14 protein-coding genes are annotated in these 15,603 nt (G+C 28.3%); 9 read left to right on the forward strand and 5 right to left on the reverse strand.

The window, feature by feature from the left end; translation table 11 throughout:
• The first annotated feature begins 48 nt into the window (after positions 1 to 48).
• From DT059_RS03740 to DT059_RS03750, 3 genes are read left to right on the forward strand one after another with little or no spacing between them, the layout of a single operon-like run.
• Positions 49 to 933: a dihydrodipicolinate synthase family protein gene (locus DT059_RS03740; RefSeq protein WP_145596881.1), complete on the forward strand. Its 885-nt coding sequence runs from the start codon at positions 49 to 51 to the stop codon at positions 931 to 933.
• On the forward strand, positions 934 to 2,124 hold the full coding sequence (locus DT059_RS03745) for an SAM-dependent methyltransferase (protein ID WP_145596883.1): 1,191 nt from the start codon (positions 934 to 936) through the stop codon (positions 2,122 to 2,124). It begins immediately after the preceding gene.
• Positions 2,125 to 2,152: 28 nt separating this feature from the next.
• Positions 2,153 to 3,379, forward strand: a complete 1,227-nt coding sequence (locus DT059_RS03750) for a hypothetical protein (RefSeq protein WP_145596885.1) — start codon at positions 2,153 to 2,155, stop codon at positions 3,377 to 3,379.
• 315 nt (positions 3,380 to 3,694) lie between these two features.
• On the opposite strand, the gene DT059_RS03760 is transcribed toward DT059_RS03750, so the two are convergent.
• Complete coding sequence (locus DT059_RS03760; RefSeq protein WP_145596887.1) at positions 3,695 to 4,048, reverse strand: thiol-disulfide oxidoreductase DCC family protein; 354 nt, start codon at positions 4,046 to 4,048, stop codon at positions 3,695 to 3,697.
• A gap of 85 nt (positions 4,049 to 4,133) precedes the next feature.
• Here DT059_RS03760 and DT059_RS03765 point away from each other — a divergent pair, with 85 nt between their 5' ends.
• Genes DT059_RS03765 through DT059_RS03775 form a run of 3 tightly spaced genes read left to right on the forward strand, consistent with a single transcriptional unit; the run spans position 4,134 to position 7,833 of the window.
• Complete coding sequence (locus DT059_RS03765) at positions 4,134 to 5,546, forward strand: TldD/PmbA family protein (protein ID WP_145596889.1); 1,413 nt, start codon at positions 4,134 to 4,136, stop codon at positions 5,544 to 5,546.
• 2 nt (positions 5,547 to 5,548) lie between these two features.
• Complete coding sequence (locus DT059_RS03770) at positions 5,549 to 6,865, forward strand: TldD/PmbA family protein (protein WP_145596891.1); 1,317 nt, start codon at positions 5,549 to 5,551, stop codon at positions 6,863 to 6,865.
• Positions 6,862 to 7,833: an NAD(P)/FAD-dependent oxidoreductase gene (locus tag DT059_RS03775; protein WP_145596893.1), complete on the forward strand. Its 972-nt coding sequence runs from the start codon at positions 6,862 to 6,864 to the stop codon at positions 7,831 to 7,833. The genes DT059_RS03770 and DT059_RS03775 overlap by 4 nt, the downstream gene beginning before the upstream one ends.
• 2 nt (positions 7,834 to 7,835) lie before the next feature.
• Here DT059_RS03775 and DT059_RS03780 read toward each other — a convergent pair whose 3' ends face one another.
• The gene (locus tag DT059_RS03780) at positions 7,836 to 8,516 is read right to left on the reverse strand and encodes a DUF6134 family protein (protein ID WP_145596895.1); all 681 of its coding nucleotides are present in this window, start codon (positions 8,514 to 8,516) and stop codon (positions 7,836 to 7,838) included.
• A 53-nt stretch (positions 8,517 to 8,569) separates the two neighbouring features.
• On the opposite strand from DT059_RS03780, the gene yczE reads away from it, so the two are divergent.
• Positions 8,570 to 9,217, forward strand: a complete 648-nt coding sequence (gene yczE, locus DT059_RS03785) for a membrane protein YczE (RefSeq protein WP_145596897.1) — start codon at positions 8,570 to 8,572, stop codon at positions 9,215 to 9,217.
• Here the strand turns inward: yczE and typA are convergent.
• Positions 9,214 to 11,040 carry a translational GTPase TypA gene (gene typA / locus DT059_RS03790; RefSeq protein ID WP_145596899.1) on the reverse strand — a complete coding sequence of 609 codons (1,827 nt, stop codon included), beginning with the start codon at positions 11,038 to 11,040 and terminating at the stop codon, positions 9,214 to 9,216. The two genes, yczE and typA, sit on opposite strands and share 4 nt — an antisense overlap.
• 245 nt (positions 11,041 to 11,285) lie before the next feature.
• Here typA and DT059_RS03795 point away from each other — a divergent pair, with 245 nt between their 5' ends.
• Both DT059_RS03795 and DT059_RS03800 read left to right on the forward strand, forming a co-directional pair.
• The gene (locus DT059_RS03795) at positions 11,286 to 11,975 is read left to right on the forward strand and encodes an FkbM family methyltransferase (RefSeq protein WP_145596901.1); all 690 of its coding nucleotides are present in this window, start codon (positions 11,286 to 11,288) and stop codon (positions 11,973 to 11,975) included.
• Between the two features lie 445 nt (positions 11,976 to 12,420).
• Positions 12,421 to 13,248 carry a class I SAM-dependent methyltransferase gene (locus DT059_RS03800; protein WP_145596903.1) on the forward strand — a complete coding sequence of 276 codons (828 nt, stop codon included), beginning with the start codon at positions 12,421 to 12,423 and terminating at the stop codon, positions 13,246 to 13,248.
• 364 nt (positions 13,249 to 13,612) lie between these two features.
• Here DT059_RS03800 and groL read toward each other — a convergent pair whose 3' ends face one another.
• Positions 13,613 to 15,274, reverse strand: a complete 1,662-nt coding sequence (gene groL, locus DT059_RS03805) for a chaperonin GroEL (RefSeq protein WP_145596905.1) — start codon at positions 15,272 to 15,274, stop codon at positions 13,613 to 13,615.
• Between the two features lie 22 nt (positions 15,275 to 15,296).
• Positions 15,297 to 15,587, reverse strand: coding sequence for a co-chaperone GroES (gene groES / locus DT059_RS03810; RefSeq protein ID WP_145596907.1), 291 nt, complete (start codon positions 15,585 to 15,587; stop codon positions 15,297 to 15,299).
• Positions 15,588 to 15,603 lie beyond the last annotated feature (16 nt).

Here is a 15,603-nt window from a genome sequence, read left to right on the forward strand (position 1 = left end):
GTTAATTTATAAACTTTACTAATTAATATTTTTATATAAATTTTTACTATGAGTAAAATTAAAGGCATTTATGCGGCTTCAATGTCGATCTTAAATGATGATTTGACGCTTGATATCAAAAAAACCATTCAGCACGCAGAAATGGTTATAGACAATGGTTGTCATGGAGCAGCTATATTTGGAAGTACAGGGCAGGCTCAACTTATACCTGTCTCTGAAAAAATTAATTTGTTAAATCATCTGACTTCAAGCAAACATAAAGAAAAGTATATTATTGGTACTGGTTTAAATTCTTTAGGTGAAACAATTAATTTAATGAGAGTTTCTAAATCTTTAGGTTTCAATAGATTCTTAATTATGCCGCCTGCTTACTATAAATATGGGGATAAAGAAGTAATAGAATTTTATAGCAAAATAGTAGAGGTAATTTCTGATTGTGAAATAGTATTATATAATTTTGAAAAACTCTGTGGTTATAAGTTTAGTATTGAATGTATTGAAGAGTTAGTAAAAAAATACCCAAAAAATATTATTGGAGTAAAAGATAGTTCTTATAATCTTTTTGAAAACTTAAAAATTGATAATTTTTCAGTTTTACCAGGATCAGAATCAAAATTATTTAAAGGACTTCAATTAGGCTGTTCAGGAATTATCACAGCAACATGCAATGCCACATCTTCATTAGCAAGAAAAGTATATGATGACTTTAATGATGGACAAGATCAGACGGTAAACCAAAATCTTTGTGATGTAAGAGCTGAATTTGAAAAATATAATTTGATTTCAGGTTTACATACATACTTTAGTAAAAAAGAAATATATTATAAAAATCTTTTACCACCGCTTAGCATATTAAATACTAAAAATGAATCGGATTTAATTAATAATTTAGAAAAATTAAATTTTTCATTAAAAAATACTAAGGCGGCTTAAATGCAATTAGCTAGATTTTTAAATAATGTTTTTAAAAAAGATGGATTTATATTAGTTGACGCTAATTCAAAAAGTTACATCATTGGAAATCCAAAAAGTGAAAATCCAATAAAAGTTAAAATTTTAAATAAAAATCTTCATTATAAGTTACTATTTCATCCTGATTTATATTTTGGTGAAGCATATACAGATGGTGAAATAACCATTGAAAATGGGACACTAACTGATTTTTTGGATCTTTCTTTAATGAATTTTGGAAGAGGAGACTTAAATTTTTTTAGCTATTTGATTAATAGATTAAGAGGTTCTTATAGATATTTAACTAATTTTAATTTTATAAAAAAATCTAAGATGAATGTTTCGCATCATTATGATATTTCAGATGATCTTTACGACTTATTTTTAGATCCTAAAAGACAATATTCATGTGCATATTTTAAAAATGAAACAGATACATTAGAAACTGCTCAAAATAATAAAATTCAACATATAATAAAAAAACTTAATATAAAACCAAATCAAAAAGTTTTAGATATCGGATGTGGATGGGGTTCTTTAGCAGTGGATATAGCCAAAAGTGCAAACTGCGAAGTAACAGGTATTACACTTTCAGAAAATCAATTTAATTACTGCAAGAAAAGAGCAAAAGAACTTAATTTGGAAAATCAATTAAACTTTAAGTTAATGGATTATAGAGAGCTCGATGAAAAATTTGATAGAATAGTCAGTGTTGGAATGTTTGAACATGTAGGAAGAAAATTTTATAAAAAATTTTTTTCACAAGTTGAAAAACTTTTAAAGGATGATGGGGTGTCATTAATTCATACTATAGGATCAGTAAATCCACCAAGAGATCCACATCCATGGATCACTAAATATATTTTTCCAGGAGGCTATACTCCAAGTCTAAGTGAGGTAACAACGCCAATTGAAAAAGCAGGCTTAATCGTTGCAGATATTGAGGTTTTAAGACTTCATTACTCACATACACTAAGACATTGGAAAGAAAATTGCATTAGAAATAAAGATAAAATAATTCAAATGTTCGATGAAAGATTTTTTAGGATGTGGGAATTTTATCTTGCTGGTTGTGAGATGGCATTTAAATGGGGTGATCAAGTTGTATACCAATTTCAATTAACAAAGAGTTATTCTTCTACACCTGTTACAAGAGACTATATTTATCAATAAATAATTGGTAGAAACTAACTCCCTTAAAATGAAAAAAAAGAAAAAAAAATTAAAAAAAAGTATTTCTAAAAATCAAAGAAAAACCAAAAAAAGAGTTGAAAAAATATTCAAAAAGTCAAATAAATTTAAGATTATAAATAAATCTGTAAAAAAAATTAATAATCGAAGAAAACAAAAAAATAAAAAACAAAAAAAACCAAAACAATCAAAACAATCAAAAAAAATTTCAAAAAAATCTAAATCTATTGTATCAAAAAAACCAGATTTTCTTTTAAAAGTAGTTAACTTTCAAAATTCTTTAAAGCCTGAATTTAAGTTTAGATTAAATTTTGGTTTTGAAAAATATATCCAAGCATTTTTTGATAAAATAGCTGACACAATTTCACAATATAAAATTCTAAAAAAAGATGAAGCAAGAAGGTTAAAATTAGAAAAACAAGAAAAAGAAAGATTAGAAAAGATTGAAGCTGCAAAAGAAAAGCAAAAAGAGGCCGAATTAAAAGTTAAATTAAAAGAACAAGCTTTAAAAGATGAAATTAGATTAGAAAAACAAAGAACAAAAGAAATAAAATTATTCTTAAGAAAAGAACAAGCTCTTTTAAGAATTGAACAAGCAGAAAAACAAAAACAATTTTTACAACAATTAAAATTAGATAAGCAAATTGAAAAATTCAGAGTCAGAGAGGTTAAAGAATTAGAGAAATTGGAAAAAATTTCCTTGAGAGAAAAGAGAGAGGATTATGCTGGTTTACAACAAAGAATAGAAAAATTAAAAGAAAAATATCGAATTATAAGAGATCAAAAAATTAGAGAAAGAGTAGAGGCTTTAGGAGTTAAAATTCAAGGAGATGAAGATAGAGAAACACTGTTACAAAAAGAAAAAGAATATACTTTAGCTAGACAGAAAATTGAGTTTGCTCTCGAAAGTTTTTACAGAAGTGCTAGCAGTTTAGTATTTCAATTAAACAAAAGACATATAACAAGACATATGTCTATCTTTAGATGTATAGATAGAAGATTTGAAACAGGAGAAATATTTGTTAAATGGGATGAAGCTTTAGATGATGAATGGCTATTATTAATTTATATAAAAAATAATTCACCAGATGAAGGAATAGTTATTGAAGACAAAACCAATCCGGAAAAAAATATTTCTCATGAGTTTAAAAATAATGAAATATTTAAGGCCTCAGATACCATGGTTGATGCTCTTACACAGTTAATCGCAAGAAAAAGAGCCAAAAATATCAATTAAATTATCTTACATAATTAAGTATCATTAAGAATGCTACTTTCTTCAACATTAATGATTATTTTGTATCTAATATTAAAATATGTCCTTGCCTGGATAAGGTATTTTAACAGTCTCGACTCTAGATTAGGCCAATCTACATGGCGATGGAGTTATGATTACCCAGTAGTTGGTGAAAGAGATATTTCAGATTTAGATGATAAGATTTTTGTTAGACTGAGGAGGAAAAGAAATAGAGTTATAACTCTCATGTATTCAATATTATTAATTATGTTTTTATTATCCATGTCTTTACTAAGTGAATTTTTAATATTTTTTTTAACTTAGTTTTCTGAGTTGTTTTTTATTTTTTAAATATAAAAAAAAAGCAACAATTTCGTATCCATATTTAAAGATTGAGAAAATTATTGGTAGTTTAAAAAATTTATATAAAAATTTATATTTTGGAATTTTTTTCCAAACGTAAAGAAATGCCTCCGCGCCTTCAATAATTTTATCATTCTCCTTAACATGCAATCTTCTTAATAATTCTTTGTCATTTCTAGATGTTTCTTTTTCAGCATCTGAATTATTTGTAATATCTATCCAGTCAATATCTTTAATATTTTCTTTTTTATATAAGTTAATTTCAGATCTACAGATTTTACAAGAATTATTAAAAAATACTTTCATTTAATAATAATTAACTTTTAGTAATAAATTGTACATGCGTAAAATGATCAGTTGAAAATTATCAACAAACCACTATTTAAGATGAATGAGCAACTTCTTTAATAAATCCGACTTAACAAGACAAGATGCTGATAAAATAGTATCTGATACACTAAATAATTGTGATGATGGTGAACTTTATTTAGAGGAGTCAAAATCAGAGTCAATTGTGTTAGATGACAATAAAATAAAAAGCTCAAACTATAGTTCTGATTTAGGATTTGGCTTCAGAGCTATCTCAAACGAGGTTGTTGCTTATTCATATTCTAACGAAATATCAAAAGATTCATTAAAAAATTCCTCAGAAAATCTTAAATCAACTCTTAAATCAATTAAAGGCACATATAATCATGAAATTCCAAAATCTAATAAAAAATTTTATGAAGATATTAATCCAATTGAACAAAAATCTTTAGACTCGAAATTAGAAGTTTTAAATAAAGTAAATGATTTTTTAAGAAAAAAAGATGGATCAGTAAAACAAGTGACTGCTAGTTTTGCTGCTGAACAAAAATCAATTGAAATTATTCGATCAGGTGGAGAAGCACTCACCGATGTACGTCCATTAATTAGATTTAATGTATCTGTAATGTTGGAAAAAAACGGAAGAAAAGAAACGGGTGTATATGGTATTGGTGGCAGGCAATCTTATGATGATTATTTAAAAAATGATAATTGGAAAAATGTTTGTGAAGAAGCTTTTAGAATTGCTTCAGTAAATTTAGACAGTAAACCAGCGCCTGCTGGAGAGATGAAAGTAGTTTTAGGACCTGGTTGGCCAGCTATCTTAATTCATGAAGCAATTGGTCATGGTCTTGAAGGGGATTTTAATAGAAAAAAAACATCAGCTTTTCACGATCTTATGGGTCAAAAAGTTGCAAGTGAGGGTGTAACAATTGTTGATGATGGTACGATTGATAATAGAAGAGGAAGTTTAACAATTGATGATGAGGGAACGCCAACAGAGAGAACAGTTTTAATTGAAAATGGTATTCTTAAAAACTTTATGCAAGACAGGCATAATGCGAGATTAATGAAGACAAGATCCACTGGATCTGGAAGAAGAGAAAATTATAGACATATTGTTTTGCCAAGAATGAGAAATACAATGATGTTAAGTGGCAATCAAACTCAAGATGAAATGATCAAATCTGTTGATAAAGGAATTTTTGCTGTAAGCTTTGGAGGAGGTCAGGTAGATATCACATCTGGAAAATTTGTATTTAATTGCACCGAAGCCTACGAAATAAATAATGGAAAAATTGGGTCTCCAATTAAAGGCGCAACACTAATTGGTGATGGGCCATCAATACTTAAAGAAGTATCAATGGTAGGAAATGATATGATGTTAGACCCAGGTATAGGAACTTGTGGAAAGGCTGGACAAGGAGTTCCTGTGGGAGTCGCTCAACCTTCAATTTTGATCGATAAAATGACAGTTGGTGGAACAAAACTTTAATTATGGTTAAGGATCAAGAATTTCTAAAATCTAAAGCTTCATATTGTTTGGATTTGGCAAAAAAAATGGGAGCAACTGATGCAAGTGTTACAGTTGGTCACTCAATTTCAGAAACAGTTAATTTTAGAAATAAATCCCTAGAAGCTTCAGATAGATCAGATGGATTGGCATTAAGTATTGAAACTTATTTAGGTAAAAGAAGATCATCAATTTCATCATCAAATTTACTAGATGAAAATTTAAAAACTTTAATTGAAAAGTGCTTTGAAACTACAAAAATTACACCAGAGGATGAATTTAATTCTTTGCCTGATAAAAATTTATTAGCTAAACAAATTAGTAGTCTTAATTTGTATGATGAAACAAGATTCGAAAACGATAAAAAAATAAAATATTTAAAAGATTTAGAGGAGTCTGCTTCATCAAATAATCAAATCATAAATACAGAATCTAGTTTTACTGAAAATAAATCGAATTTTATACTTGCAAATAGTGACGGTTTTTGTGACGGTTATAAAACTTCTTCTTTTACTACTTCTTGCGTAACAGTTGCAAAAGATGAAAATAGCATGGAAAGAGACTACGAGTTTTCTAGCAAACGTCATTTGTCTGATATTAAGCAAGCAATAGATCTCGGAAATAAAGCTGCCAAGCAAACTATTAGAAAATTGAGCCCTAAAAAAATTGGAAGTGAAAAGATCAGCATAATTTTTGATAAAAGAATTTCAAAGGGAATGTTAAGTGTTTTTGCAAGTGCAATATCTGCCTCCGCAATTGCAAGAGGTACTTCATTTTTAAAGGATAAAATTGGTGAACAGGTTTTTGCTGATTCGATAAATGTGATTGATAAACCCGATATAATTAAAGGAATGGGTTCTCAAAACTTTGATGCAGAGGGTGTAAACTCAAATACATTACAACTTATAGAGAGTGGAATACTTAAAAATTATCTTGTCGACACATACAATGGAAAAAAATTAAATTTACAATCAAATGGAAGAAGTGGTGGAACTACCAATTTATATTTTGAAAAAGGAAATATAAGCTATGAGGATCTTATGAAAAAAAATTCAAGAAGTCTTTATATTACCGAAACTATTGGTCACGGATCTAATCTTGTAACAGGAGATTATTCAGTAGGGGCCACTGGTTTTTTGGTTGAAGATGGAGAATTTAAATATCCTGTTAATGAAATAACAATTGCTGGAAATTTTAAGGATATGTTCAAAAATATTATTTTAGCTAATGATTTAGAATTTGAATATTCAGTCAATTCACCAACTATGATGATAGAAGGTATGACTGTTGCAGGAAAATGAGTAGTTATTGTGTAATTGGCTCTGGAATTTCTGGAGCAACAATAGCTAATTTGTTAAGTAAAAAAAATTCTGTACACATTTATGATAAAGCTCGGGGCCCTGGTGGCAGATCTTCTTTTAAAAGATTAAATAATTCAAAAGGATTTGATCACGGGGCACAATATATTTCCCCAAAAACAATTCAATTTAAAAAATTTATTACAAATTTACGTAAAAAAAAAATTCTAAAAAAATGGAGTGGCAAACATATTTTTTTAAACAAATTAAAAAAAGAAAACAAAAATCATGTTAAAATAATTGGCTACAAGGGTAACAATGATATTAGCAAACATTTAATAAAGAATATAAATTGTAATTTTCAAAGCGAGTTAGAGAAGATTAAATTTGTAAATAAAAAGTGGGAGCTAGTCTTTAAGAATAATAAAACAAAATATTATGATAAATTAGTATTAACTTGCCCATTCCCACAATTAAAAAAATTATCAAAAAAATTTATTAAGGATCCATTCATTAAGCAAAAAATCAAAATGGATGCAAATATTACAGTCATGATCGAAATTAAAAAAACAAATAAAAACATATCAAGTTATTTATTTAACGATAAAATTTTAGGATGGGCTGCTAAAGAAAATAGTAAAAAAAGATTTAAAAGTAATAATGATTTATGGACTTTACAAAGTACAAGCCTATGGGCAAATAAAAAAATAAATAAAAATAGAGAAAATAAAGAAAAAAACTCAAAGATTTTAATTGATCAATTTTTTAAACTTACTGGAATTAAAAAAACAAAAATATTAACTTCATTAAATCATGGTTGGAAATATTCTTCAAATTCTAGATCTTTAAAAATTAAAAGTTATTGGAATAACAAATTAAATTTAGGAGTATGTGCAGATTGGTTTGTAGGTCCTAGAGTAGAGGCTGGATGGATAAGTGCCAACGATCTTTATAAAAAAATAAATAAATAATTTTATTCAAGATTTTTTAAGCGATATTCCCAATTTCCCATTCTCTCATATGTAATTTTAACAATCACTGAAGTTTTTTTATCAAGCCAAATGTCAAAATTTAATTTTTTATCTTCAGGAAGAGACATATCTTTAGACGTAAGTTTGAAATGATCTGTCTCGTATTCTTTACCATTAATTGAAATGTTTTCCTTACCAATAAAAGTAACAATTTGTTCTTTAATACTTCCAGAAATAGGACTTATTTGGCTTTCTGCTTGTAAAATTTTATGACTCCACCAATTCCCAATAATATTTTTAACAGAAGCTTCACCAGAATATGAGGATCCTTTGATCTCAAACTTTTTATTATTTTTATCTAGTTTTAAGTTTACAAATTTTTCTTTTTTATTTTGAAGTGTTTTTGATTGAAAAGATATTAAATTATCTTTTAAATAAATTTCCTCCCCATATCCTTCTACTTTAAATATTGTTGCAGATAGTAATTTTACCTCAAATTTATATTGATTTTTTACTATCGTTTTTTCACCATCTCTTTTAAAAAAATAATTGTTATAACCAATTACTTCATCATTTCTCAAGATCTCCATTTCTATTTTGTCAAATTTGTTATAATGACCTATATGAGCCAAAGAAATTGATGAAAAAAATACAACAATTAAAATAATTGCAAACTTTTTCATTTGCTGGTTACAATATTAGAATTTTTCATTAATAGATATAGCTTATTACTATTATGTTTTTAAAAATAAAAAAAATTCCAAAAGTAAAATGGAGCTCAGAAAAACCATTTAATTTTAAACCAAAGTTTTCTACATTTTTTTTCTTATGTTTTGGTTTGTCTTTATTTGGATTGGGTGAAGGATTATTAATTGTTTCATTCACAGGAGCCTCACCTTGGAGTGTTCTAGCCCAAGGTATTTCCTTAAATGTTAATTTAAGTATTGGAACTATCACTTTATTAATAAGTATTGCTGTTTTAATTTTATGGATTCCTCTTGGCCAAAAACCAGGGATGGGCACAATATTTAATGCTTTGATAATTGCAATTATGATTGATCTTTGTATCAAATATGTTCCAACACCGTCAAATTATATTCATCAATTATTGTTAGCTGTAATTTCTGTAATCATGGTTGGAATAGGTGGGGGTATTTACTTGGTATCAAACTTAGGAGCCGGTCCTAGAGATGGATTGATGATAGGATTACAAAAATTAACTAATTTTCCTATAGCTGTTGTAAGAGCAATATTAGAAATTTCAGTTGTAAGTATTGGATGGTATTTAGGAGGTACAGTGGGAGTTGGAACTTTATTGTTCGCATTTGGCATAGGTCCTTGCGTTGCTCTAGGACTTTATTTAGTTGATAAAACTTTTGATTAAGCAGCAGCTATAGCTTTTTCGCTTTTTTTTCTTTCGTGGGGATCAAGAATTGCTTTTCTCAATCTACATGAGTCTGGAGTTATCTCTAAAGCTTCATCTGTATTAAGCATACTTAATTGTTCTGCAATTGACATTTTTCTTACAGGTGTAAGTACAACATTCTCATCTGTGCCCTGTGTTCTCATATTTGTTAGTTTCTTACCCTTCATTACATTAATGATCATATCACCTGGTTTAGGTGAAAGACCAACAATCATTCCAGGATAAACGGAGTCATTATGTGTAACAAACATTTCTCCTCTTGCCTGTAAGTTAAAGATTGCGAATGCAACAGCTTTTCCCTGTTCCATCGAGATTAAAGCTCCATTTCTTCTAGCTTCCATTTCTCCTTCGAAAGGACCATAGCTATGGAATATTCTGTTGATCACTCCATTGCCTTTTGTAAGCGTAAGAAATCTACTTGTGTAGCCCATTAACCCTCTAGTAGGTGCATGAAAAATTAATCTTTTTTTATTAGTTCCAGTATCTTTTAATTCTATTAATTTACCTTTTCTTCTGTTCATTGAATCAATTACTTTTGAAGAATGTTCTTCATCAAGGTCCATAGTAATTTCTTCAATTGGCTCAAGTTTATTTCCACTTTCATCAGTTTTGTATAAAACCTTTGGAGGGCTAACTGTCATTTCAAAGCCCTCTCTTCTCATTTGAGTTAAAAGAATTTCTAACATTAGCTCACCTCTGCCACTAACTACAAAAGAGTCTTTTCCTTCGTTTTCTGAAAATGTAATACCTACATTATTTTGTGCCTCTTGAACTAATCTATCTCTTATTTGGGTGCTGGTTAGTTTTTTACCTTCAGTTCCAGCTAAAGGTGAAGTATTTACAGTAATTGTAATTGACATAGTAGGAGGATCTATTGGAGTAGCAGCGATCGGCTCATTTACCTCTAGGTCACATATGGTATCAGCAACGTTTGCTTTTTCTAACCCGGCAACAACTACAATATCTCCAGCCTCACCAACATCTATTGGAACTTTTTTTGTTCCTTCATATCTAAAAATTTTTGTTAATTTTCCTTCATCAACTTTTTCACCATTTAAATTGATTGCTTTTATTGATTGATTAGCTTTTGCAGTGCCTTGTGTAATTCTTCCAACTAAACTTCTTCCTAAAAAACTATCTGCATAAAGTAGTGTTGACAACATTGCAAAAGGTTTAGTTTTGTCAAGTTCAGCAGGTTTTACATGATCAACAATTAAATCTAACAAAGGATTTAAATTTTCTCTTGGACCATCAACTTCATGATCTGCCCAACCTGATCTTCCACTTGCATACAAAACTGGAAAATCTAATTGTTCTTCATTTGCATCTAAGCTAACAAATAAATCAAATGTTTCATCTAAAACTTCATTAGCTCTTTGATCAGCTTTATCTAATTTATTAATAACAACAATTGGTTTTAATCCTTGTTTAAGTGCTTTTGATAATACAAATTTTGTTTGAGGCATTACACCTTCTGCAGAGTCAATTAATAACAACGCTCCGTCTGCCATACTTAAAACTCTTTCAACTTCAGCAGCAAAATCTCTGTGACCTGGAGTATCGATTATATTTATTCTTGAATTTTTCCAATTAATTGAAGCAGGCTTAGCTAAAATTGTAATTCCTCTTTCTTTTTCAAGCTCACCCGAATCCATTAATCTTTCATCAACAACTTCATTATCTCTAAATGAACCACTCTGTTTCATTAAATTATCAATTAGAGTAGTTTTGCCATGATCAACATGGGCTATGATCGTGATATTTTTGATATTATTGCTCATAAATTCTGGCTCTTATACATATTTAAAAGGATATTAAAACTCAAAAAAACTCATAACTGGCTTGAAAAATTTGAAATATTTACAATTAATTTTGTTTTTTTTGCTTTTCTTTTTTAACTTTTCTTTTCTCTTTTAGAGTCAATTTAGGTTTTTTCTTTAAATTAGAATCTTTAAACGATTTACCGCTATATCTTTTTGACATTTTTATAATATTATAAGCTAAGTTAATTTATTTATCATTATAAATGTATTTTGTTCATTTAGGAGCGGGAGCAGGAGATCAAGATTCTAGAGCAAATTTTAGATGTGGGTTCACTGAATTTATTAAAAAAAAATACGATAATAAATCAAAGGTTTTTGTTGTTGAGGCAAATAAATTAAACATCGAAAAACTTAAATTTTGCTATAGGAACTATAAAAATATAAATATTCATAATATCGCTATATCAACTAAAAATTTAGAGGAATTAACTTTTTATTATGCAAAAGATGATGCACCACATTTTCAAGTTTGTTCTTCTGATTTTGATCACGTAAAAAAAAATTATCCAAATTCAGATATAGAAAAATTTACTGTTAAATCATTCACTATTAATAATTTTTTTGAAAATAATTCAATTAATGAGATTGATTATTTAAGCATTGATATAGAGGGTTTAGATTTTGAGGTAATCATGTCAATTGATTTTAGTAAATACAATATAAAAAATATTTCTATTGAATATCTTCATTTAACAAAAAATCAGAAAAAAAAATTAATAAGTTTTTTAACAAAATCAGGATATTCTTACTGTGGATTTGGTTATGATCATAATAATTTTGATTATCTTTTTTGTAAAAAAAAAATTTTTTGGAATAGATTACTATCTAAATTAATTCATAGGATCAGTATAAAACATTATAAGATTTTAAATAATTTTTTATTAAATAATTAAAAATTTAATTCGATTATAAAAAAAAAGGGCAGTAAAGACTGCTCTTTTTGAATTTTACTTTAAGAGTAGAGGGTTACATTCTCATACCGCAAACCAAAACATAATAAAATCAACACCTTTTAATTTACTACATTGTAACCACGTGAATTCTGACCTCAAACTAGTCCAACTTTCAGAAGATTACTACATTGAATAATTGATATTCAATTTAGCGTCTCAATACTTACTTGTTTTATTTTTATTTTTTTTTTGCGCACACCCATTCCATCAAAGTGTGTTAGAAATTTAATCAATCTTGGGTTTTTAATGTCTTATAAAAAAGAAAGTATAATTCTACCTGATGAAAAAATAATTAGTCACAATATCTGTAATGTAGAATTACAATCTAATATTATTATGTTTAATTGTTTTGTAATTTTTTAGAAAGTATATAAATTATAAATTTATGAATAATTTGTTATTAAAATTAATTAGAAATTTAATAAGACCCCATAAAATACCAAAAAAGATATTTAACAAATTAAATTATTATTTTAATTTTAAAAAATACAATCAAAATTTCTTTGAAAAAGAGCAAAATGATATATTTAAATATTTTGGTTTAAATAGAGAAGAAGGAATTAAAAAGTTAACACTCATAAAAAAAGAACTTGGTTTTAAATCAAGAGATAGTGGGATGAGTTCAGAACATGAGGTTATTTTTTCAAGTCTTTCTTTAAGCAAAAATAAATCAATTACTGATATATTAGAAATTGGTACCTTTGATGGTTTTAATGCTTTGCTATTATCAAATTTATTTCCTAACTCTAATATTGATACTATTGACTTGCCTGAAAATGATGATGACTTTATAAATTTTTATAATAGGAAAGATAATATTATTAAATTTATTCAAGACAGGAATATTATTTTATCTAAAAATAAAAATATTAATTATAGTCCTCTTAACTCATTAAAATTATTAAACTATAAAAAAAAATATGATTTAATTTGGATTGATGGCGCTCACGGATATCCAGTAGTTTGTATTGATATTATTAATTCACTTAATATTTTAAAAGAAAATGGTTTAATTTTATGTGATGATGTCCATTTAAAATTAAATCAAAGTAATTCAGACATAATGTATAGTTCAATCGCTACTTATGAAACATTAAACGAGTTAAAAAAAGAGGATTTAATTAACTTTAGATTGATATATAAAAGATTGGGTGCTGAACATAATTGTATAGAAAATGAAAGAAAATTTGTAGCAATAGTTTCAAAAATTTAATTTATTTTATATTTAAAGATTATCTACCAGTCGCTTAATATTATTCTCAACTACAACTGACATTATCCAATCTCGCTTTTGACAAAGTTGTTTAAATCTATCAATGGTATGTTTGTTGATTGTGTAATTAATTCTTTTCTTATGTTGTTTAATTTTTCCTTCTTTGAATTTCTAGGATGGGTATTCGGGAATTACATTCTCACTCACTGATTGAATAACTATTGAATTACCTTGTATTTTAAAATTGTTCATTACTTGTTCATTACTCATTCATTACTTTGTTCATTACTTTTATTTTCGTAGAGATAAAAAAAAAGGCGAGTAAAAACTCGCCTTTTTAAATTTCGTAGGTACGAAAAGGGTATTACATGCCCATTCCACCCATTCCTCCCATGCCACCCATGCCACCAGGCATTCCACCAGGCATACCGCCAGCAGCATCTTTTTCCTCTGGTTTGTCAGCGATCATTGCTTCTGTGGTTACCAATAATCCAGCAATTGAAGCTGCATCTTGTAGAGCAGTTCTCACAACTTTAACTGGGTCTATAATACCTTTTGCAAACATGTCACAATATTCTTCATTTTGAGCATCATAACCATTTGTTTTTTTCATTTGTTCTAATAATTTACCAACTACTACTGAACCATCTACACCAGCATTTTTAGTAATTTGTCTAATAGGAGCTTCTAATGCTTTTCTAACTAGATCAACACCTGCTTTTTGATCATCACCTTTTACTTTAACTTTTGCAAGATCTTGAGCAGCATATAAAAGTGCACAACCACCACCAGTTACAATACCTTCTTCAACAGCAGCTCTAGTTGCATTCAAAGCATCTTCAACTCTGTCTTTTCTTTCTTTAACTTCAACTTCAGTTGCACCACCTACTTTAATTACTGCAACTCCACCAGCTAACTTCGCAAGTCTTTCTTGAAGTTTTTCTCTGTCGTAATCAGAAGTAGTTTCCTCAACCTGTTGTTTGATAGATGCACATCTAGCTTCGATGTCAGATTTTTTACCACTACCATTAACGATAGTGCTGTTATCTTTATCAACTTTGATTTTCTTACAAGATCCAAGATCATCAAGTTTAACATTTTCAAGTTTGATACCTAGGTCTTCAGATATAACCTGACCTCCTGTTAAAATAGCTATATCTTCAAGCATAGCTTTTCTTCTATCACCAAATCCTGGAGCTTTAACAGCTACAACTTTTAAACCACCTCTTAGTTTGTTTACAACTAAAGTTGCTAAAGCTTCGCCTTCAACATCCTCAGAAATAATCATTAGTGGTCTACCAGCTTGAACAACAGCCTCTAAAAGAGGAACCATTGGCTGTAAATTAGTTAATTTTTTTTCATGTAATAAAATAAAAGGATTATCTAACTCTGTAGTCATTTTATCACTGTTAGTGATAAAGTATGGTGATAGATATCCTCTATCAAATTGCATACCTTCAACTACATCTAATTCTGTTTCAATACCTTTATTTTCTTCAACAGTAATAACACCTTCATTTCCTACTTTTTGCATTGCTTTCGCAATCATCGTTCCAATTTCTTTATCACCATTTGCAGAAATAGTTCCAACTTGAGCAATCTCATCGCTGTCTTTTACTTTTTTTGCAGATGCAACAAGGCTTTCTTTTACTGTTTCTACAGCAGCATCAATTCCTCTTTTTACATCCATAGGATTCATGCCAGCAGTTACATACTTAACACCTTCTTTAACAATAGCTTGTGCAAGTATAGTTGCAGTTGTAGTTCCATCACCAGCTTCATCATTAGTCTTACTAGCAACTTCTTTAACCATTTGTGCGCCCATATTTTCAAATTTATCTTCTAGGTCTATTTCTTTAGCTACAGAAACACCATCTTTAGTAATTCTGGGTGCACCATAAGATTTATCCATTACGACATTTCTTCCTTTTGGTCCTAATGTTACTTTAACAGTGTCAGCCAAGATATTTACACCTCTTATCATTGCCGCTCTTGCTTCAGCATCAAATTTAACAATTTTTGCCATTATATCTCTCCTTTAAATTAAATTACTTAGTTGTAATACCCATAATGTCTGACTCTTTCATTATGCTGTACTCTTTACCATCAATTTTGACTTCAGTTCCTGACCATTTTCCAAATAAAACTTTGTCACCAACTTTCACATCCATTGGAATTATTTTTCCATCTTCAGTTTTTGCTCCACCACCAATGGCAACCACTTTACCTTCTTGCGGTTTTTCTTGAGCTGTATCAGGTATAATTATTCCTCCAGCAGTTTTTTCACTACTATCTAATACTTCAATTAGAACTCTGTCATGTAACGGTTTAAATTTCATAAATTCTCCTTAATAA

Origin of the sequence: Candidatus Pelagibacter sp. FZCC0015, from assembly GCF_007833635.1 — a bacterium.
Lineage (GTDB): Bacteria > Pseudomonadota > Alphaproteobacteria > Pelagibacterales > Pelagibacteraceae > Pelagibacter.